Here is a 19,654-nt window from a genome sequence, read left to right as displayed (position 1 = left end):
GTTGTCTCTATTTCTGCGCGTCGAGGAACTTGGCCACCAGCGGCGACCAGATCGGGACCGCGTCCGGTGAACCAATGAAAAAGTGACCTTCGTTGCCGAATGGCGGCATCAGATGATACTCGGCCTTGCCGCCGGCGGCCGTGAATGCGTCACGCATCCGCCGCGACAGTGCGGGACCGAAGAACGTGTCGTTCTCGAGGTAAATCCACAGCATCGGCACGCGCGAGGTGCGGCCGAAATCGGCGGTCGCTTCGACCAGCTTGTCAGGCGCGCAATTGTTGTTGGGCTTGCCACCGACGCGGCCGCCGCGGCCGGCGGCGAAAGTGATGATCGCCTTCACCGGTGGTGGGTTCATGCTGGAAAGGGCAATCGCGGCCCAGCCGCCGGCGGACTGGCCGACCACGACGACGTTGTTCGGAATGATGCGCTTCTCGGCGGCCATGTAGTCGATGATCCAGAGGTCGACTTGTGCGACCGCGAGCCCGGCATCGAGGAAGTTGGGGTTGATGCATTTGCCGATCTTGGAGAAGAACGGGCCGTAGAGCGCCCGATCCGGAATGTCGATGGCGGTTGCGCCATAGCCGCTCCCGACCGGCGCCACGACCAGATTGCCGCGCTTCGCGAACCATTTGGCGGCGTCGCGGAATTCGACCAGCGGGAAGAAGCTGCGGTCGGTCGGATTGAGCGAAACGCCATGGTTCATGATCACCAGCGGAAAGGGACCCTCACCAACCGGCCGGACCAGATAGGCGAACATCGGTAGCGGCAGAGGCAGTGCCCAGATCTCCTCCTGGATCCGGACTTCGTCTTCGGCGTGCGCGTGCAGCGCAAGGACGGGAAGAACCAGGATGGCAGCCATGAACCGGCGAAGAATCGCAAGCAGGGGACCCATCATGGCCTCCCTCATCCCGAATATGTTGCGGCGACAACGATCGGGCCGAGCACCGTCAGCACGACGTTGCCGACCGCATACGGCACCGCAACGCCAAGCACCGGCGTCTTGCTCTCGGCAACATCGCAGACGCCGGTCACGGCAGCATCGACCGTCATGGCGCCGGCCAGCGCGCCGCAGGTCACAACCGGGTTCATCCGAAGCACGTAATAGGCGACTATCGTACCGACCGTCAGCGGGACCAGCGTGACGACCATCCCCATGCCAACCAGCAACATGCCATGGGCCTGGATCGCCGACCAGGCGGCAAGGCCGTTGCCGAGGCCGATCGCCGCAATGAAGCCGCCGAGCCCGATATCGCTCAAGGTCTGCTGTGCGGCCGGCGGCATCGCGCCCATGGTCGGTTTGCGCGAACGCAGCCAGCCGCAGACGAGACCTGCGATCAGCGCGCCGCCTCCGCCGCCCAGCGTCAGCGCAACGTTGCCAACCCTGAAGCTGGCGAGACCGGCCAGAAGACCGACGGCAATGCCGGCGGCAAGAAATGCGATGTCTGTGCGGTCGCTCGTGTTCAGGGCAGAGCCAACCTGCGCGGTCGCCCGCGCGATATTGGCGGTGCTGCCGACCAGCGTCATGACGTCGCCGACATACACGCGCGTGTCGGGCCCGAGCGGCACTTCGCGGCCCATCCGGGTCATGGCGCGCAGGAAGACGCCGCGCGCGTTATTGCCGACGATATCGGCGACTTCCCGGATCGAGCGGCCGTGCAGTTTGCGGCTCTCCACCAGGACGTCGATGACGTTGCCGGGCAGGTTGCGCAACAATTCGTCGGCGTCGATTTCGGCGCCGATAACCGGCTTGGCCGCAACGATCGCCGCGGTCGGGCCGGTCAGGACGATGGCGTCACCATTTTCGAGCACGACATCGCGATGCGGTCCGACGTCGGCGCCCTGGCGGACAATCCGCTCGACGATGGTGCGTCCGCCGATTTCGGCTTCGATGGCTTCGACGGTGCGGCCGGCTGCGGCCGAGACGCGATAGGCCCGTGCCTGGAATTTGCGGTAGGACAGATTGTCCGTCTTCGCGGGAATGCCGCCGGCAAGCTCGGCCTCCAGCTTCTTGGCCTCCGCCTTCAGATCGACCCGCATCAGCCGCGGCGCGACGAAGGGGACGAACAGCAGCGTCAGGATGTAGCCGAGCACGTAAGTCACGGCATAGCCGGCGGCGATATTGGCTTCCTGTTGTTTCAAGACGTCGGGCGCGAGGCCGAGCTGCGCCAGCGCGCCTGATGCGGTACCGATCACCGAGGACTGGGTGAGCGCGCCGGCAGTGAGGCCGGCAGCGGTGCCGGTATCGAGCTTGAACAGGTGGGCAAAGATCAGCACGAGCATGAGGCCCGTTGCACCGATCACCAGCGACAGCACGACCTGAGCCAGCGTCCGGATGCTCAAGGAGGCGAAGAACTCCGGGCCAGAGCGGTAGCCGATCGTGAAGACGAACAGGCTGAACAGGATGCCGCGAAGCACCGGCGGGAAGGAGAAGCTGCCGAGTTGGCCGATCAGCACGGCGACGATCAAGATGCAGGCGGTCGTGCCGAGCGCGAAGCCACGAACCTTGAGGCGCCCGAGAACGGTGCCGATCGCGATCGCCAGCAGCAGGAAGATTTCCGGTGCGGTGGAGATCATCCACTGGACGGTGCTCATGATCGAAGTTCCTCCGCGGATTTCCTACGATTTGATTTGCCGGAGGGAAAGATTGCTTGATCCAGATCAAGCTGCAGCGGATGCGCGAAGACGCCTATGGTAGGATGAACAGTTTGCGACAGCCAGTCCTGCGGACATGAGCACTCTGGACGTTGCCGCCAGCGCGATCCGCCGCGACGAGACGGTCGAGGTCGTCATGCTGCTGGCGTTCGCCGGTGGCTACATCGACGCCTTTACCTGGATCATCCATGGCGTCATGGCGAATGCCCAGACCGCCAATGTGATCTTTCTCTGGGTCTACGCCATGGCCGGCGATTGGACCAAGGCACTGCATTTCGTGCCGCCCATCCTGGCCTTCACCGCCGGCATTGTCGTTGCCGCCTGGCTGCGCCGTGTCGCAGGCGAAAGGGCCAGCGGGCTCAGCGTCCTAGTCGAGATCATCTTCTTGATCGTGATCGGCATCTTGCACAATCGGCTGCCGGATCTGGCTGGGACACTCGGCATTTCGATGGTTGCGGCGATGCAGGCAGCGATGTTCGTCAAGGTCGAGGGAACCGTCTGTAGCACGGTGATGATCACCGGCAATATGCGTCAGACCGTCGAGAACGTCTTCGCGGTCGTCTACGGCGGCGCACCGATGGGGACATTGCGGAAGTCGGCGATCTTCTTTGCACTGTGCGCGGTGTTCGGCTGCGGCGCTGCGGCCGGCGCTCTTGCCACCGAGACCATTCCCAAACTAGCGCTCGGCATTCCCGTGATCGTGCTGCTGATGGTCCTGCTGCGCTGCGAAGCGACGCCACGTGGGGTGGTCGCATGAATACGCCATCCGAACCGAACTGGACGCGCTTCTTTCCACCGGCCGGCTGGCTGGCCGCTTATCGTCGCGAATGGCTTGCCTCCGATGCCGTCGCCGGCGTCACGCTTGCGGCCTACGCCATTCCGGTCTCGCTGGCCTACGCGGCGCTTGCCGGCCTGCAGCCGCAGATCGGGGTCTATGGCTACATGCTCGGCGGCGTTGGTTATGCCTTGCTTGGGGCTTCCAGGCAGTTGGCGATCGGGCCGACTTCGGCGATCTCGCTGATGATTGCCGCGACCGTCGGCGCGCTCGCCGGCGGCGATGCCGTGAAGTATGCGCAGATCGCAAGTCTCGCGGCTTTCGGCGTTGCCGTGCTCTGCTTCGTCGCCTGGCTGTTCAAGCTCAGTGTGCTGGTTCGGCTTGTCAGCGACAGCATCCTGGTGGGATTCAAGGCGGGGGCGGGGCTCACCATCATCATGAGCCAGTTGCCGAGCCTTTTCGGCGTTGCCGGCGGCGGACACAATTTTTTCGACCGCGCGTTTAAACTGGCAGGCCAGCTTGGCCATCTCGATGTCCTGGTGCTGGGGATCGGTGCAGTCGCACTCCTGCTGCTTCTGCTCGGCGAACGGCTGTTGCCCGGGAAGCCGGTCGGCATCACGGTCGTGGCGCTCGCGATTGTGGTGGCGACGTTGTTCGGCTTTCCCGGCCTGGGCGTGCCCGTTACCGGGAAGATTCCGGAGGGGCTCCCGGCGCTGGGCATGCCGACCTTCGGCCTGCTCGAGTTCGACGATTTGTTTCCGCTCGCTGCAGGGTGCGTGCTGCTGGCCTACATCGAGGGCGTTTCGGCGGCTCGGAGCTTCGCGGCCAAGCACGGCTATCCTCTCGACGTCCGTCAGGAGTTTTTGGGGTTGGGTGCCGCGAACCTCGCGGCCGCCTTCGGCCATGGCTATCCCGTCGCCGGCGGCTTGTCGCAATCGGCGGTCAATGACAGCGCCGGTGCGCGAACACCTCTGGCGCTCGTCATCTGTTCGGTCACGCTCGGGCTCTGTCTTTTGTTTTTCACGGGGCTGCTGACCAACCTGCCAAAGGCGGTGCTCGCGGCGATCGTCTTTGCTGCGGTCTACAAGCTGGTCGATATCCGTGCGCTGGTGCGGATGTGGCAAGTGAGCCGGATCGACTTCTACGCTGCCACGATCGCCCTGATCGCCGTGCTGTTGCTCGGCATCCTCCAGGGCGTCCTGCTGGCCTCGATCGCGTCGATTGTCCTGCTCCTGGCGCGCGCCTCCAGGCCGAACGTCGCGTTTCTCGGCCGCTTGCCGGGCAGCGGCCGCTACTCGGACAGCGCGCGGCACGCGGACGTCGAGCCGCTCGTTGGCATCATGGCGTTTCGCCCCGAAGCTTCGCTGCTCTACATCAACGCCGAAACCATTCTGGACACGGTCCTGACCGCGCTGCGGAGTTCGCCGGGCGTCCAACTTGTCGCCTGCGATCTTTCGGCGTCGCCCTATATCGATCTGGCGGGCGCACGCATGCTGCACGATCTCCACGACGAGCTTGCCGCGCGCCGGGTGGGCCTCTGCATCGTCGGCGCGCATGCGCAGCTTCGTGACCTCCTGCGCGCCGAGGGGCTCGCCGAGAAAACCGACAGCGGTCAGTGGCTGCGCTCGCTCGACAGCGTGCTCGGCGAAAACACGCCCGGTCCGGCTCAGCGAACGGCCTGAGGCCGCGTGTTGCGACGCGAACGGCCGTGGCCGGCATTCCGAGAATGCGCGCGACCGTTGACTTGGATCAATGGGGCGACCGGCGCCGAAAGCACGATCCCGCATCACCTTTCGTCTTTGAGGATCGGGAGAGACATATGTCCAAGGACAGCAAGGCCGCGCAAAAACGCATCGACCAGTTCTTCTCCGGTCCCGGCGCGCGGGCGGACGATTGGCGCGATCTGGTCGAGGCGGCCAAAGTCTGGGCGCGCGGCGGCGATCGTGCGGCCTATGACGAGGCGCTGGCCAGTCTTTCGGTGACGGAAGAATTCCACGGCTATCCCGGCCTGCAATTGATGGCGGCCCTGCGCGAGGCTGCGTCCGCTGGCGATGCGGCAGCCTCCCGCTCGCTCGCGACCCGGATCACCCAGGCCTTGGCGACGCGATCCTTCCGCCAGCATGCCGGCGACTGGAATGCGAGGGATGAAGGCAATGGTGATGCGCCCGAACTGGTGTCGCCAACCTTCGGCACGCACGCGGCTCGCCGGCCCTATTTCGAGACTTTGATCGTCACCGGCATGCCGTCAAGCCAGTGGCCGGCGCTCGCGGCCGAATGGCGCAAGCTGCGTCGTCCGGAAGATGGCTTCATCTACGAGCCGGTCATCGTCGGCAGCATGGAAGACGCCTTCTGCGCCACCATGCTCAATCCGAATCTCGGGGCCGTCATCATCAACGAAGGCTTTGCGCTCCGGTCGCGGCACGATGCGCCGGTCCTCCGTTCGATCACGGCCACGGCTGGTCTGAAGGATGAATCCGACGCCTCCGCCTTGCGCCTGGCCCAGGTCATCAAGCGGATCAGGCCGGAGCTCGACCTCTACATGATCTCGAACCGAGACGTCGAGGAGCTCGCCGGCAATCCCGAAGCCAATGTCGTCCGCCGCATCTTCTATTCGGTGGAAGAGTTGTTGGAGCTGCATCTGTCGATCCTCGAGGGCATCCAGGATCGCTACGACACACCGTTCTTCGACAATCTCAAGAAATACGCACAGCGCCCGATCGGAACGTTCCACGCGCTGCCGATCGCCCGCGGCAAGTCGATCTTCAAGTCCGACTGGATCCGCGACATGGGCGAGTTCTACGGCCCGAACTTGTTCCTGGCCGAGAGCAGCGCCACCACCGGCGGCCTCGACAGCATGCTGGAGCCGACCGGCAACATCAAGAAGGCCCAGGAAAAGGCGGCGAGGGCGCTTGGCGCCGACCGCGTCTTCTTCGTCACCAATGGGACCTCGACCTCGAACAAGATGGCGGTGCAGGCGCTGCTCGCGCCTGGTGACATCGCGATCGTCGATCGCAACTGCCACAAGTCGCACCATTACGGCATGGTGCTCGCCGGCGCGCAGCCGCTCTACGTCGAAGCGTTCCCGATGACGGAATATTCGATGTATGGCGCAGTGCCGCTGAAGACGATCAAGCAGGCGCTGCTCAACGCCAGGGCCGAAGGCCGGCTCGACCGCGTCAAGATGCTGGACCTGACCAACTGCACCTTCGACGGCCACATCTACAACACCCGCCGGGTGATGGAGGAGTGTCTCGCCATCAAGCCGGACCTGATCTTCCTGTGGGACGAGGCCTGGTTCGGCTTCGCGCGCTTCTCGCCGTTCCTGCGCCGCCGCACCGGCCTCGGCGCCGCCAACGACATCGAGGCGTGGATGCGCGATCCCAAGTCGGTCGAGGCCTATGAGAAGCAGCGGGCTCAGCTTGGCAAGAACCCGACGGATGAGACGCTGCTGAGCACAAGGCTCGTTCCCGACCCGCGGCAGATCCGGCTCCGGGTCTACCAGACCAACTCGACCCACAAGTCGATGTCGGCGATCCGGCAGGGTTCGATGCTGTCGGTCAAGGACGTCGAATTCCATACGGTCGAGCAGCAGTTCAAGGAAGCCGTGTTTACGCATGCCTCCACCAGCCCGAACCAGCAACTCATCGCCAGCCTCGATATCTCGCGGCGGCAGATGGAGCTGGAGGGCTATGGGCTCGTCGCCAATGCGATCGAGATCGCGTTCGCGATCCGCCAGGCGGTCAACAACAATCCGCTGCTCTCGAAATACTTCCGCATCCTCGGCGCCGACGCCATGGTGCCGGCGCAATACCGCCAGAGCGGCTTCACGGATTATCTGTCAGCTGGCGTCAACTGGGCGAATACGCTGAAGAGCCTCGACGAGGATGAGTTCTGCCTCGATCCGACCCGCATGACGCTTGTGTGCGGCACGGCCGGATTCGATGGCACCGAGTTCAAGGGTATCTTGGCCAACGAATACAACATCCAGGTCAACAAGACCTCGCGCAACTCCGTCCTGGTCCAGTCCAACATCAACAACACCCGCAGCGACGTCGCGCATCTCATTCGCGTCCTCGCCGAGATCGCAGGCGAGGTCGATCGCGGGCTGGTGCAAGGCGGCGAAAATGCGCGCAAGACTTTCGAGGCGCGCGTCAAGAGCTTGATGAAGGACGTTCCTGACCTGCCGAACTTCTCCCACTTCCACCCGAGCTTCCGCGGCGATGCCGGCGGCAAGACCAACGAGGGCGACATCCGCAGCGGCTTCTATGCCGCCTATGACGTCGCGGGCTGCGAGCATATCCGCCTTGGCGATCCCGAAATCGATCGGCGGCTGAAAGCAGGTCCCGAACTCGTCTCGGCGAACTTCGTGATCCCCTATCCGCCGGGCTTCCCGATCATGGTGCCAGGGCAGGTCATCACCCAGGAAACCATCGACTTCATGCGCAAGCTCGATGTGAAGGAGATCCATGGCTACGACGCCAAGGAAGGCTTGAAGCTCGTGCGCAGTGAAGCTCTGGCGAAACTCGGTCGGCCGAAGCCCGGTGCCACGCCGAAGCTCAAAGCCGCGTCATAAGTAGCGAGGGGACCAACATGCAGGCGCTTTTCACGTTCTTGCAGCAGAATCCGTATCTGCTGCTGTTCTTCGTCGTCGGTCTCGCCGTCTATATCGGTCGGGCTAGCATCAAGGGTTATGGCCTCGGCATGGTCGCCGGCGCCATCGTGGTCGGCGCCGGCCTGTCGGTGTGGGCGTCAACCTACGGCGTGAAGCTCGAGCTGAATAATTTTGTCAAGAGCCTGTTCTACTATCTCTTCATGTACGGCGTCGGCTTGCGCGTCGGACCGTCCTTCATCAACAGCCTTAGGGGTGACGGCCTCAAATTCTGCATTCTCGCGCTGGTATCGAGCATCCTCGGCCTTGGGCTGGTGGTGATCGGCGCAAGAATGTTCGATCTGCCTGTCGGTGCTGCCGGCGGCATGCTGGCGGGATCGCAGACCATGTCGGCGGCGATTGGTTCGGCCGAGCAGGCAATCACCTCGGGCGTGGTCAAGCTGCCGGAAGGCATGAAGCCCGAGCAAGCGTCCGGCATGATCGCGCTGTCCTACGGCATCACCTATATCTGGGGCACCGTCGGCATCATCCTGATCTGCAAATATCTGCCGCGCTGGTGGGGCGTCGACGCCAAGGCCGCCGCCAAGCAGTATGAGCAGGAGTTCGGCGTCAAGGATCTCGAAGGCGGCGGCCTGACCGGCTATCGCCAGTTCGGCCTGCGCGCCTATCGGCTGGAAAATCCGGCGGCAGCCGGCATCAGCATCGCCAAGTTCCGGGCGATGAATCCGGAATACCGGATCGTCAATGTCGGACGCAACGGCGAGCCCCAGGGTGCCGATCCGGACTTCGTGCTGCAGAAGGGCGACGTCGTCGCACTCGGCGGCTCGACCGAGAGCCTGACCGACAAGATGGGCCTGATCGGGCCTGAGGTTGCCGATGCCAAGACGCTCGGCATTCCCATGGATCAGGCGGAAATCCTGATCACGAACAAGGACATGGTGGGCCGCACGTTCGAATCCTTCCGCGACACCGCGATCGCAGGCCAATTGCAGGTCACCAAGGTCGAGCGCGGCGGGGTGCAAATTCCGGCCGGTCTCAGGACCAAGCTGGAGCGAATGGACATCGTTTCCGTGGTCGGCCTCAAGGGAGCCGTCAATGAGCTCGGCGAGATGTGGGGCCGCATCGCGCGGACCAACACCTCGACCGACCTGCTGACCCTGGCGGTCGGCATGATCATTGGCTTCCTGATCGGCATGGTCGAATTTCCTGCCTTCGGCGCCAAGGTCGGCCTCGGCAACGCCGGCGGCCTGCTGCTGTCGGGCGTGATCGTGTCCTCAGCGGTGTCGCGGCTGCGATTCTTCGGTAACACGCCGAATGCCGCGCGCAATGTGCTCGAGGATCTCGGCCTGGTCGTTTTCGTCGCCATCGTCGGCGTCAATGCCGGCGCGGGACTGCTATCGCAGCTGACCGGCGCGATCGCCCTGAAGATCTTCATCGTCGGCTTCATCGCCTGCACGATCCCGCCATTCATCGTCTGGGCGATCGGCTTCCACGTCTTCAAGATCAACCCGGCGGTGCTGATGGGTGGCGTTGCCGGCGCGCGGTCGCATTCGGGCCCGTGCCGCGAGGCCGCGGTCGAGATCCAGAGCTCCGTGCCCTGGATCGGCTTCCCGGTCGGCTATGCCGTCTCGGGCATCCTGCTGACGATTTTCGGCTACTTCGCAATGCTGCTGGCGCAGTAAACAAAAGGGGAAAAGCGCTATGAGAAAATTGACTGTCGGAGCTGTCCTGGTCGCTTCGCTTGCGATCGTTGCGGGTGTCAGCACGCCTTCACATGCCGACACCGGCCAGGTCGCCGTCGTCTTTACCAAGGGCGGCTTCATCGTCGGCATCGGCGGTGGAGAGGGCGTGCTGCTCTACAGGGGCCACAAATACCCCTTCACGGTATCGGGGATGAGCGTCGGCTTCACGATCGGCGCCTCGACCACGAAGCTGGTTGGACGCGCGCTCAATCTGAAGGGACCGCAGTCGATCGAAGGCTCCTATGCCGCGGGCGGAGCGGGTGGGGCCGTCGCTGCCGGCGCCGGCGCCGTGCAGTTGCAGAACGGCAATGGCGTGATCCTTCAGCTCAGCGGGCCGAAGGTCGGCGCGGAGGTGTCAGCCGCGGTCGGTGGCGTCACGATCCGGCTGAAATAGCCCAAGGCTTACGACAAGCAAAACGGGCTGCGTCACCGCAGCCCGTTTTCATGTGCCGATCGCGCGCGTCAATATCGCTCTTCGACGAATTTCAGCCCGCGCAGGCTGGCCTGGTCGTTATAGCGCCCCTTGTGCGAACGCGGCGGCAGCTTGACCTTGTCGCGCTTCACCTTCTTGTACGGGATCGTTTGCAGGATGTGTGAGATGACGTTGAGGCGGGCGCGTCGCTTGTCGTCGGAGCGGATCAGTCGCCATGGGGCATGTTTGGTGTCAGTCGCCTCGAACATCATGTCGCGGGCGCGTGAGTAGTCGTACCAGCGACCGAACGATTCGGTGTCCATCGGGCTCAGCTTCCACTGTCGCAGCGGATCCTCGATGCGCGCCTTGAAGCGAAGCTCCTGCTCCTCCATTCCCACCTCGAGCCACAGCTTGATTAGAATGATCCCGGCGTCCACCGCGAATTTCTCGACCAGCGGACACAGTTCCAGGAAGCGCTTGTGCTCGACCGGCGAGCAAAAGCCCATGACATATTCGACGCCGGCGCGGTTGTACCAGCTACGATCAAAGATCACGATCTCGCCGGCAGCCGGAAACTGCTCGATATAGCGCTGCATGAACAGCTGGGATTTTTGCCGGTCGGAAGGAGCGGGCAGGGCGCAAACACGGAAGACGCGCGGGCTCACCTTTTCCGTCAGGGCCTTGATGGTCCCGCCCTTGCCGGCGGCGTCGCGCCCTTCGAAAATGACGATCACCTTCAGCTTCTGCGCCTTGACCCATTCCTGAAGGTGGCAGAGCTCGACCTGGAGCTTTTCGAGCTCCTTCTCATAGGCCTTGCGCTTCATTTGCTCCGCGGGCTCGTTCTTGGCCATGCCTGTCCTTATCCTTTCAAGTGTCGTCACTCGTCGTCCCATGAAATGGTCACGCCGATATCGCCGGGCATGCCGCCCGGAAAATCGATGACCTGATAAGCGATGCGATAGCCGCGCGGCTTCAGATAGTCGGTCCAGAGCTGGAAGATCTCCTTCGGGATCCCGGTCAGCGTAGCCTCCCAGCCTTTTTCCATCTGGTTGATGGCGCGACCCTTGTCGGTGCAGAGCGAGTTCGGGAACCGATAGACCATCACCTCGGTGAGGCCGTTTCGTACCGCGCGCTGGATGATGGTCGCGGCGAGCTTGATCTTCTCCTCCTCGCTCTTGCCGGAGGGCTTGCTCAGGCGCTCGATCAGCGCGCGCTTTTCGGCCTCCGCGGCGGTGGCGAGGCGGACATATTCCTCGGCCTTTTCGGCCTCCTTGAGGGCGGCCTCTTTGCGGATCTGGGCGGCGTCGGGAATGAGATCGTCAAGGCCGGACATGCAGCGGCTCCCTGTGATGATCCAATCAGTGGTCACAAGAGGCTATGTCCGGCGAGGGGTATTCCCTTGATTCAAATCAAGCAAACGAGGAAGCTGCCTGAACACAGTGCCGCAAGAGCACGTAGTCTGGAGAGACAATGAGCGATCAGCTGAATCCGATGGCGCCGCACCATCTGCCGTTCTATCTCGCGCCGGGAAGCGGGACCGACACGCTGATGGTGGTGATGGGGATCTTCCTGATCGGCACCCTGCTATGGGTCGGTACGCTCTATTGGCGGCTGCACAGCCTCCCGGAGCGGATGGCGCATAAATCGCAGAAGCTCCAGTTCGAGTTCGTGGCCGTGCTCGGCCTGATCTCGCTGTTCACCCATATGCACATCTTCTGGGTCGCCGGCCTCCTGCTCGCGCTGATCGACCTCCCCGACTTCGGAACACCGCTGCGCAGCATCGCGGACTCCGTCGAGAAGATTGCGGACTCCACGCCCGGTCAGGATGGCGGACTGGCAGAGGCCGGTCCTGCGCCGGCCCCCGCGGGCGCTCAGGATGCTGCCAAGAAGGAGCACAGTCATGCTTGAGCTCATGATTTGCTCACTGGTGACGATTCTGCCGGACTATCTCTACCGGCGTTACCGGCAGGGCAAGCGGTTCGGCAAGGAGATCACCTTCTTCTCGGTCTGGTACGAGCTGCGCTGGGGCATCACCGGGTGCCTCATGCTGACGATTTCGCTGATCACCATAATCTTCTATTTCCATCCCGCAACGGACGCGGCAACGCTTTATTACCGGACCGTGCCGATCCTGCCTGAAGGATCGGGGCGAGTAGAGGAGGTGAAGGTCACCTTCAGCCAGAGCGTGAAGAAGGGCGACGTGCTGTTCACGCTAGACAGCTCCAGGCAGAAGGCAGCCCTTGAAACGGCCAAGCGAAAGGTCGCCGAGATCGACGCTACAATGACGTCGGCGCAATCCGACGTGGTCAAGGCGGAAGCGCAGATCCAGGAAGCCAAGGCCAATTATCAGCAGGCCAAGGACGAGCTCGACGTCAAGAGCGAGCTTCAGAGCCGCAACCCTGGCATCGTGCCGCAACGTGACATCGACAAGCTCAAGGTGCTGGTCGATCAGCGCCAGGCGGGGATCGACGCAGCTACCGCGGCCAAGCAGACGGCGAGCTTGCAAGTCTCGACGCTGCTCCCGGCGCAGAAGGCGAGCGCCGAGGCCGCGCTCGATCAAGCCCAGGTTGATCTCGACAAGACCACGATCCGCGCAGGCGTCGACGGGCGGGTCGAGCAATTCTTCCTTCGTCCCGGCGACCTTGTCGCGCAGATCATGCGGCCGGCCGGCATTCTCATCCCCGATGGCGCGGGCAAGACCGCGCTCCAGGCCGGCTTCGGCCAGATCGAGGCGGGCGTGTTGAAGGAAGGCATGGTTGCGGAAGCTGCCTGCATCTCAAAGCCCTGGGTGATCATTCCCATGGTCATCACGAGCGTGCAGGACTATATCGCGGCGGGCCAGTTCCAGGGTGGCCAGCAATTGATCGAAGCCCAGAACGGTCCCAAGCCTGGCACGATCCTGGCGTTCCTCGAGCCGCTGTACAAGAACGGTCTCGACGGCGTGACGCCCGGCAGCAGCTGCATCGTCAACGCCTACACCAGCAATCACGAGGAAATCTCTGCGGCGCATACCAGCACCGGCCGGGCGATCGCGCTCCACGTCGTCGATGGCGTGGGCCTCGTGCATGCGCTGCTGCTGCGCATCCAGGCCTTGCTGATGCCCATCAAGACGCTGGTGTTGAGCGGTCATTGAATCAGCTTTGCGGCCTGTTGGAGTTCCGCAATTCCCGCTAGAATTGTGGCCAGAAGCGGCTGGAAAGGCCGCCGGCGGAGGCGAAATGAGCGGGCGCAAATCCAGGGCCTCGGTCAAGCTGCGGGCGGCTTGGGCACCGTGGCTCGGACTCGGCCTGTTACTCGCCTGCGTTCTCCCCGGCAGCGCCGATGCCGCCCAGCGCAGTGCGCGCGGCGAGCTCAAGCGGGTGCTCGTGCTGCATTCCTTCGGCCGCGAATTCCGCCCCTGGAGCGAGTATGCGCGGAGCATCAAGGCAGGGCTCGAGCAGCAATCGACATGGCCGCTCGACATCCAGGAGCACACGCTGCTCAGCGCGCGTTTCAACAATCGCGGCCCGGAAGCGCCCTTCGTCGCGTATCTGCATTCGCTTTACGAGGGCGCGCCGCCCGACATCGTACTCGCCATCGGCGCTCCAGCGGCGCGGTTTGCGCAGCGTTATCGCGCGACGCTTTTTCCCGACACGCCGATGGTGCTGACCGTGGTCGAGGATCGGCTGGTGGACCGCGCCGATCTCACCGATAACGACGTCGTTGTGTCGGCCCATCTCGATTTTATGGCCGTGTTCAACACGATCCTGCGTGTCTTGCCGGACACCAAAACCGTCGCCATCGTGATCGGAGCATCGCCGCTCGAGAAATTCTGGACCGACGCATTGAAGCGGGAATTGAAGCCGCTGGAAAACCGTGTCGACCTCGTCTGGTATTCGGACCTCTCGTTCGAGGAGATGCTCGCACGCGCGGCCAAGCTTCCGCCCCATGCCGTGTTGTTCTGGGGGCTGATGTCGGTCGACGCCGCGGGCATCGTCTACGAGGGCGATATCGCCTTGCGCAGCCTGCGCGCGGTCGCCAACGCGCCCATCTTCTCCTATCAGGACCCCTTCTTCGGCGACGGCACCGTTGGCGGCCCGATGCAGCTCACGGCCGACACCAGCCGCAAGACGGTCGATGCCGTAATGCGTATTCTCGGAGGCGAGAAACCGTCTGCCATCAAGTTCGAGCCGATCGACTTCGGGCGGCCGAAATACGACTGGCGCGAACTGCAGCGCTGGGGAATCAGCGAAAGCAATCTGCCTCCCGGCAGCGAAATCCTGTTTCGCGAGCCGACCGTCTGGGAGCGCTATCGCTGGCAGATGTTGCTGATCACCGCCATCATCCTGGTCCAGTCCGGCCTGATCAGCGGATTGTTACATGAGCGCCGCCGCCGCGTGGTTGCGGAGATCGAGTCGCGCAAGCGCCTCACAGAGCTTGCGCACATCACCCGCTATTCGGCCGTCGGCGAATTGACGACTTCGATCGCGCATGAGCTCAATCAGCCGCTGGGCTCGATCCTGACCAACACCGAGACGGCCGAGCTCATGCTCCAGGGCAATTCACCCGACATCAAGGAGATCCGGCTGATCCTCGCCGATATCAGGCGGGACGATCAGCGGGCGAGCGAAGTCATCCGGCGGCTGCGCAGTGTCCTGAAGAAGACGCCGTTCGAGATCAAGGAAATCGAACTCAACGAGACGGTCCGCGAAGCCATCGGCCTTGTCAGGGCCGTTGCCGGTGCACGCCGGATCACGCTGACCTTTACGCCGGTATTGGCCGATCTGCGCGTCAGGGGTGATCCCATTCAGCTTCAGCAGGTCGTTCTCAACCTGATCATCAATGCGATGGACGCGATCTCCGACGCGAACACCGGGAAGCGCGAGATCAGTGTCTGGACCGTGCGCACCGATGGCAAGGCGGAGGTCAATGTCGTCGATACCGGGCCAGGGGTGACACCTGCCGATCTCACCGGATTGTTCGATCCCTTCTTCACCACCAAGCCTCAAGGCATGGGCATGGGGCTTGCGATCGCGAAAACCATCGTCGAGGCCCACCAGGGCACGATCAGCGCGACCAACCAACAGGGGGGCGGAGCACGATTCACGATCCGGCTGCCACTCCGCGGATGATCAGCGGTATCTTGATCTCGATCAAGACTTCCGGCTGGCGAGAGCCGTTTCCTTCCGCGGTGCGTCATAATCAGATGGGTGGAGACGCCCATCCGAAGTGTGGTGGGGTACGATGAGACGCCGCGAATTCCTCTCGCTGGTCGGCGCAGCGGCTGCGTTTCCGGTCCTTGCAAGAGCCCAAGACGGGATCCAGGACAGGATGCCGTCGGTCGGCGTCCTCACCGGCAATGTTGCCGGCGATCCCGGTGCACAGATGCGTGTCGATGCTTTTCAGCAGGGGCTCGCCGATCTCGGCTGGGTCGCCAACCAGAACTACCGGCTCGAGGTGCGCTGGCCGGGTCCCAATCCGGCGCGGCAGCAATTGGAAGCGCTCGAGCTCGTCGCCGCCGGACCGGATGTGCTGTTTGCGACCAGTACAGGGGCGACCCGGGCGCTACGCGATGCCACCCAGAGAATTCCAATCGTTTTCGTCGGGCTTTCGGATCCGGTCGGGACGGGGCTCGTCGCCAATCTGGCGCGGCCGGACGGCAATCTCACCGGCTTTTCGCTTTACGAGCATTCGATGAGCGGGAAGTGGCTCAGCCTGCTGAAGGATATGGTGCCCGACTTGAGTCACGCCGCCGTCCTGTTCAATCCGGAATCGGCGCCATACGCGCCGTATTACCTTCAGGCCGCGCGCCAGATGGAAAATCGTCTGGGCATCAAGGTGACGGGTGCCAGTGTCCGCAGCGGCGCGGAGATCATCGCGGCGATCGATGCAGTCGCACGTATCGGGAGCGGCATTGTGGTCTTGCCGGACGGCGGATTTTTCGCGGCGCAGAGCGGGATCGCGATTCCGTTGCTGGCGCAGCGCCGCGTGCCGGCCATCTACGCCGTCCGCTTCTACGCCGTGAATGGCGGCCTGATGTCCTATGGCGCCGATCTCACCCAGCAGTTTCGCGACGGTGCCAGCTATGTTGACCGCATTCTGCGCGGCGCCGAAATTCGGGCGCTCCCCGTGCAATTCGCCACCAAGTTCGATCTGGTCATCAACATGAAGGCCGCCAATGCACTCGGACTCTCCGTGCCGAGTCGCCTTCTGATGGAGGCGGAACTGATCGAGTGATCTGTCGCCTCGCAGCAGCGGGAGGAGCCGTTTCGTTGATCTCGATCAACAAACGCCGATGCCCCGGCCCCGATGGTCACGCACGGAAAGCTCTGTGGAGGTCGTGATGTCTCGTTGCGGCAAGATCCTGATGACGCTTGCGCTGATGGTGGCGGTCCCGGCCGCTGCAATGGCTCAGGCCACGACGCCGGCGGCTCCGGCTGCCCCAGCCACGCAGGCGCAGCCCGCAGCCCCGCCAGCCCCCGCCGCCGAGCTGCTGAAACCGGAGCAGCTTGAGGCGTTGGTCGCGCCGATCGCGCTCTATCCCGACGAGCTCCTTGCCAATGTGCTGGCAGCCTCGACCTATCCGCTCGAAGTGGTGCAGGCCGATCGTTGGCTGAAGGAGCGCAAGAGCCTCAAGGGCGATGCGCTGAAGACCGAAGTCGAGAAGCAGGCCTGGGACGACAGCATCAAGGCGTTGGCCAGCACGGCTTCTGTTCTGACCATGATGAGCGACCAACTCGAATGGACCCAGAAGCTCGGCGACGCCTTTCTCGCCCAGCAGCCCGACGTGATGGACGCAATCCAGCGCTTGCGCAACAAGGCCTATGACAACAAAAAGCTCGTCACCACCAAGCAGCAGAAGGTCAGCGTCCAGTCCCAGGAAGGCAAGCACGTCGTCGTCATTCAGCAGGCCAATACTGCGGAGATGTACGTGCCATATTACGATCCGGCGACGGTCTACGGCACCTGGCCTTATACGGAATATCCGCCTTATTACTGGGGCTACCCGTCCTATATCGGCGCAGGCGTGGTCGCAGCCGGCCTCGCCTTCGGTACCGCATGGGCGATCGGGCGCTGGGGCAATTACTGGGGCGGCGGCTGCAATTGGGGTAACCGCAACGTCTACGTCAATCATCGCACCACCAACATCAACGGCGGTGGCTGGCAGCACAATCCGGCGCATCGTGGCGGCGTGCGCTACAACAACGCCAACGTCCAGCAGCGCTTCGGAAACAACAATATCAGGGCGGGCGCGTCGGACCGCATGGATTTCCGCGGCCGCGACGGCAACCAGGTGCTGCGTCCGGACCAGGGTCGCGCGGGTGATCGTGCAGGAGATCGAGCGGGTGATCGTGCCGGTGACCGTGCAGGCGATCGTGGCGGCCCTGGTGATCGCGGCGGTGCCGGCAACCGTGGAGATCGTGCCGGTGCAGGCGATCGTGCGAGCGCGGGGACACGCGATCGGCCTGGCGGCGGTGATCGTGCCGGCGCCGGTGATCGTGCCAAGGGCGGCAACAAGGGCGGCGGCGACCGCGCGAAGGCAGCTAATCGTGCCGGCGGCGGAGCCGCTTCCAACCGCGGTGGCGGCGGCAATCGCGGCGGCGCCATGAACGTCTCGTCCGGCCGCTCGGCCGCCGCGGCATCCGCACGCGGAAGCGCGAGCATGGCGAGCATGCCGCGCGGTGGCGGCGGCGGACCGAGCATGGCCGGGCGCGGCGGTGGCGGTGGAATGGCCGCGCGTGGAGGGGGCGGCGGCGGAGGAGGCCGCGGAGGCGGCGGTGGTGGCCGGCGGTCCGATATCGCGCTGAAGCACGACATCGTCCTGCTCGGCCATCTCGCGAGCGGGCTCGGCTATTACCGCTTCAGCTATCTCGGCAGCGACAAGGCCTATGTCGGCGTGATGGCGCAGGAGGTCGAGCAGGTGATGCCCGACGCGGTGACCCGCGGCAGCGACGGTTATCTGCGCGTCTATTACGAAAAGCTCGGGCTGACATTCCGCACCTACCGCGACTGGCTCGCCGGCGGCGCGAAGATCCCTGCGGAGGTGGTGCCATGAGCGGCGTGACATCGTTCCATCGTGCGATCCGGCCCGGCGTGATCGCACTCGCTCTGTTCGCCACGCCCTCACTGGCGCAGGAGTCGTACAAATCCCCGGAGGATGCGGCCGCAGCACTCGCCGCGGCCGTCAAGGCTGGCCCGAAAGATATACTGAAGGTGCTTGGCAGGGCTGCCGACGACATCGTCTCGTCAGGCGACGAGGTCGCCGACAAGGACATCCGCGCGCGCTTCTCGTCGATGTACGACACCAAGCATGGCATCAAGGCGGAGGGCAACAAGACCGCGACCTTGATGCTGGGACCGGACGATTTCCCGTTCCCGATTCCGCTGGTCAACACCAGGGCAGGCTGGGAGTTCGATACGAATGAGGGCCGCATCGAAGTGCTTCGCCGGCGCATCGGCCGCAACGAGCTCGACGCGATCCAGACCGCGCTCGCCTATGTCGATGCGCAGAACGAATATGCCGACAAGGACCGCGGCGAAGGCGTCGGCGTCTATGCCCAGCACTTCGTCTCGTCGCCCGGCAAGAAGGACGGTCTGTTCTGGCGCGACGACAGCGATCCGAGCCCGCTCGGCGCGCTGGCGGCCGAGGCCTCGAAGGAGGGCTATCGTGCCGGCGACGTCGGACCCACGCCTTATCACGGCTACTACTTCCACATCCTCAAGGGGCAGGGGCGCGATGCGCCTGGCGGCACGCTCAACTACGTCGTCAAAGGCAAGATGATCGGCGGCTTCGGGCTGATCGCCTGGCCGGCCGAATACGGCAATTCCGGCGTGATGACCTTCCTCGTCAATCATGCCGGCACCGTCTACCAGAAGGATCTCGGCAAGCGCACCGAGTTCATCGCCGAGCGCACCACGCTGTTCGATCCTGATGAGACCTGGAAGAAGATCGATGCCGCAAAACCCTGAATGGCGTACCGCCGCTCGCCGTTTTGCCTTCCGTCTGATTGCGGTTCTCCTGCTTGCGATCGCGTTGGCGGCGCCGGCGAGCCCATCCTTCGCGCAGGCCGCTGGCCAGGTCCGGGCCAGGATCGTCAAGGCCGGCCTGCTGCTCGGCGGCGGCGCCGGCCGCGGCGTGCTGATCTATCGCGGCAAGACCTACCCCTTCAGGATCACCGGCCTGAGCTTCGGCATCACGGCTGGCATCACGGTCGGACGCCTCGATGGCTGGGCTTCTGACATCCGTGACGTCAGCGACTTCGCCGGCACCTACAGCTCCGTCGGCGGCGGTTTTGCACTCGTCGGCGGCGTCAACGGCGTTCACCTCCGCAACGAGAAGGGCGTCACCATGATCCTGCAAGGCCCGAAAGCAGGGCTCGAGCTTGCGGCCAATATCAGCCAGATCACGATCTCGCTGAGGTGACCCACGCCGCAACGGGCTCGGCGGTCAATTCGGAATAATCGCATTTTGTCACTGTTTTGCC

At 63.9% G+C, this 19,654-nt stretch carries 16 protein-coding genes; 12 read left to right on the top strand and 4 right to left on the bottom strand.

Translation table 11 applies throughout. The features are described from left to right. Window positions 1–7: 7 nt before the first annotated feature. Together Q0687_RS25750 and Q0687_RS25745 are read right to left on the bottom strand one after the other, a co-directional pair. Window positions 8–859 carry a dienelactone hydrolase family protein gene (locus tag Q0687_RS25750; RefSeq protein WP_298883257.1) on the bottom strand — a complete coding sequence of 284 codons (852 nt, stop codon included), beginning with the start codon at window positions 857–859 and terminating at the stop codon, window positions 8–10. Between the two features lie 44 nt (window positions 860–903). Next, window positions 904–2,592, bottom strand: a complete 1,689-nt coding sequence (locus tag Q0687_RS25745) for a TrkA C-terminal domain-containing protein (RefSeq protein ID WP_298883202.1) — start codon at window positions 2,590–2,592, stop codon at window positions 904–906. Between the two features lie 136 nt (window positions 2,593–2,728). Here Q0687_RS25745 and Q0687_RS25740 point away from each other — a divergent pair, with 136 nt between their 5' ends. The 5 genes from Q0687_RS25740 to Q0687_RS25720 all read left to right on the top strand — a co-directional run bounded on the left by Q0687_RS25740 (window position 2,729) and on the right by Q0687_RS25720 (window position 10,172). After that, a complete protein-coding gene (locus Q0687_RS25740; RefSeq protein WP_298883199.1) occupies window positions 2,729–3,409 on the top strand; it encodes a YoaK family protein in 681 nt (226 codons plus the stop codon). Next, complete coding sequence (locus Q0687_RS25735; RefSeq protein ID WP_298883196.1) at window positions 3,406–5,109, top strand: SulP family inorganic anion transporter; 1,704 nt, start codon at window positions 3,406–3,408, stop codon at window positions 5,107–5,109. Before Q0687_RS25740 ends, Q0687_RS25735 begins: the two co-directional genes overlap by 4 nt. Before the next feature lie 137 nt (window positions 5,110–5,246). Further along, entirely contained in the window at window positions 5,247–8,000 is a 2,754-nt protein-coding gene (locus Q0687_RS25730) for a decarboxylase (RefSeq protein WP_298883194.1), read from the top strand. Window positions 8,001–8,017: 17 nt separating this feature from the next. Beyond that, window positions 8,018–9,718, top strand: coding sequence for a transporter (locus Q0687_RS25725; RefSeq protein WP_298883192.1), 1,701 nt, complete (start codon window positions 8,018–8,020; stop codon window positions 9,716–9,718). Window positions 9,719–9,737: 19 nt separating this feature from the next. Then, window positions 9,738–10,172 (top strand): hypothetical protein, encoded by a 435-nt coding sequence (locus tag Q0687_RS25720; RefSeq protein WP_298883189.1) that lies wholly within the window; start codon window positions 9,738–9,740, stop codon window positions 10,170–10,172. 68 nt (window positions 10,173–10,240) lie between these two features. Here Q0687_RS25720 and ppk2 read toward each other — a convergent pair whose 3' ends face one another. Beyond that, window positions 10,241–11,041, bottom strand: a complete 801-nt coding sequence (ppk2, locus tag Q0687_RS25715; RefSeq protein ID WP_298883187.1) for a polyphosphate kinase 2 — start codon at window positions 11,039–11,041, stop codon at window positions 10,241–10,243. A 26-nt stretch (window positions 11,042–11,067) separates the two neighbouring features. Then, the gene (locus tag Q0687_RS25710) at window positions 11,068–11,523 is read right to left on the bottom strand and encodes a hypothetical protein (protein WP_298883185.1); all 456 of its coding nucleotides are present in this window, start codon (window positions 11,521–11,523) and stop codon (window positions 11,068–11,070) included. 137 nt (window positions 11,524–11,660) lie between these two features. Between Q0687_RS25710 and Q0687_RS25705 the strand changes: the two genes are divergently transcribed. From Q0687_RS25705 to Q0687_RS25675, 7 genes are all read left to right on the top strand, one after another. Then, complete coding sequence (locus Q0687_RS25705) at window positions 11,661–12,098, top strand: hypothetical protein (RefSeq protein WP_298883183.1); 438 nt, start codon at window positions 11,661–11,663, stop codon at window positions 12,096–12,098. Then, window positions 12,091–13,323, top strand: coding sequence for an HlyD family secretion protein (locus Q0687_RS25700; protein ID WP_298883182.1), 1,233 nt, complete (start codon window positions 12,091–12,093; stop codon window positions 13,321–13,323). The genes Q0687_RS25705 and Q0687_RS25700 overlap by 8 nt, the downstream gene beginning before the upstream one ends. An 85-nt stretch (window positions 13,324–13,408) precedes the next feature. Beyond that, entirely contained in the window at window positions 13,409–15,301 is a 1,893-nt protein-coding gene (locus Q0687_RS25695; RefSeq protein WP_298883181.1) for a sensor histidine kinase, read from the top strand. Between the two features lie 112 nt (window positions 15,302–15,413). Further along, window positions 15,414–16,406 (top strand): ABC transporter substrate-binding protein, encoded by a 993-nt coding sequence (locus Q0687_RS25690; RefSeq protein WP_298883179.1) that lies wholly within the window; start codon window positions 15,414–15,416, stop codon window positions 16,404–16,406. Between the two features lie 106 nt (window positions 16,407–16,512). Continuing rightward, complete coding sequence (locus Q0687_RS25685) at window positions 16,513–18,225, top strand: DUF3300 domain-containing protein (RefSeq protein ID WP_298883176.1); 1,713 nt, start codon at window positions 16,513–16,515, stop codon at window positions 18,223–18,225. Then, a complete protein-coding gene (locus Q0687_RS25680) occupies window positions 18,222–19,139 on the top strand; it encodes a DUF2950 domain-containing protein (RefSeq protein ID WP_298883175.1) in 918 nt (305 codons plus the stop codon). Before Q0687_RS25685 ends, Q0687_RS25680 begins: the two co-directional genes overlap by 4 nt. Then, a complete protein-coding gene (locus tag Q0687_RS25675; RefSeq protein WP_298883172.1) occupies window positions 19,123–19,593 on the top strand; it encodes a hypothetical protein in 471 nt (156 codons plus the stop codon). Before Q0687_RS25680 ends, Q0687_RS25675 begins: the two co-directional genes overlap by 17 nt. Window positions 19,594–19,654: the final 61 nt, after the last annotated feature.

Origin of the sequence: uncultured Bradyrhizobium sp., assembly GCF_936928535.1 — a bacterium.
Classification (GTDB): Bacteria; Pseudomonadota; Alphaproteobacteria; order Rhizobiales; family Xanthobacteraceae; genus Bradyrhizobium.
The sequence above is the reverse complement of the archived record's forward strand: the minus strand, read 5'-3'. Positions and strand labels throughout refer to the sequence as shown.

Excerpts from the sequence above, each read along its gene's own strand:
- Q0687_RS25750 (WP_298883257.1), bottom strand. The coding sequence starts at position 859 with ATGGCTGCCATCCTGGTTCTTCCCGTCCTTGCGCTGCACGCGCACGCC.
- Q0687_RS25745 (WP_298883202.1), bottom strand. The coding sequence starts at position 2,592 with ATGAGCACCGTCCAGTGGATGATCTCCACCGCACCGGAAATCTTCCTG.
- Q0687_RS25740 (WP_298883199.1), top strand. The coding sequence starts at position 2,729 with ATGAGCACTCTGGACGTTGCCGCCAGCGCGATCCGCCGCGACGAGACG.
- Q0687_RS25735 (WP_298883196.1), top strand. The coding sequence starts at position 3,406 with ATGAATACGCCATCCGAACCGAACTGGACGCGCTTCTTTCCACCGGCC.
- Q0687_RS25730 (WP_298883194.1), top strand. The coding sequence starts at position 5,247 with ATGTCCAAGGACAGCAAGGCCGCGCAAAAACGCATCGACCAGTTCTTC.
- Q0687_RS25725 (WP_298883192.1), top strand. The coding sequence starts at position 8,018 with ATGCAGGCGCTTTTCACGTTCTTGCAGCAGAATCCGTATCTGCTGCTG.
- Q0687_RS25720 (WP_298883189.1), top strand. The coding sequence starts at position 9,738 with ATGAGAAAATTGACTGTCGGAGCTGTCCTGGTCGCTTCGCTTGCGATC.
- ppk2 (WP_298883187.1), bottom strand. The coding sequence starts at position 11,041 with ATGGCCAAGAACGAGCCCGCGGAGCAAATGAAGCGCAAGGCCTATGAG.
- Q0687_RS25710 (WP_298883185.1), bottom strand. The coding sequence starts at position 11,523 with ATGTCCGGCCTTGACGATCTCATTCCCGACGCCGCCCAGATCCGCAAA.
- Q0687_RS25705 (WP_298883183.1), top strand. The coding sequence starts at position 11,661 with ATGAGCGATCAGCTGAATCCGATGGCGCCGCACCATCTGCCGTTCTAT.
- Q0687_RS25700 (WP_298883182.1), top strand. The coding sequence starts at position 12,091 with ATGCTTGAGCTCATGATTTGCTCACTGGTGACGATTCTGCCGGACTAT.
- Q0687_RS25695 (WP_298883181.1), top strand. The coding sequence starts at position 13,409 with ATGAGCGGGCGCAAATCCAGGGCCTCGGTCAAGCTGCGGGCGGCTTGG.
- Q0687_RS25690 (WP_298883179.1), top strand. The coding sequence starts at position 15,414 with ATGAGACGCCGCGAATTCCTCTCGCTGGTCGGCGCAGCGGCTGCGTTT.
- Q0687_RS25685 (WP_298883176.1), top strand. The coding sequence starts at position 16,513 with ATGTCTCGTTGCGGCAAGATCCTGATGACGCTTGCGCTGATGGTGGCG.
- Q0687_RS25680 (WP_298883175.1), top strand. The coding sequence starts at position 18,222 with ATGAGCGGCGTGACATCGTTCCATCGTGCGATCCGGCCCGGCGTGATC.
- Q0687_RS25675 (WP_298883172.1), top strand. The coding sequence starts at position 19,123 with ATGCCGCAAAACCCTGAATGGCGTACCGCCGCTCGCCGTTTTGCCTTC.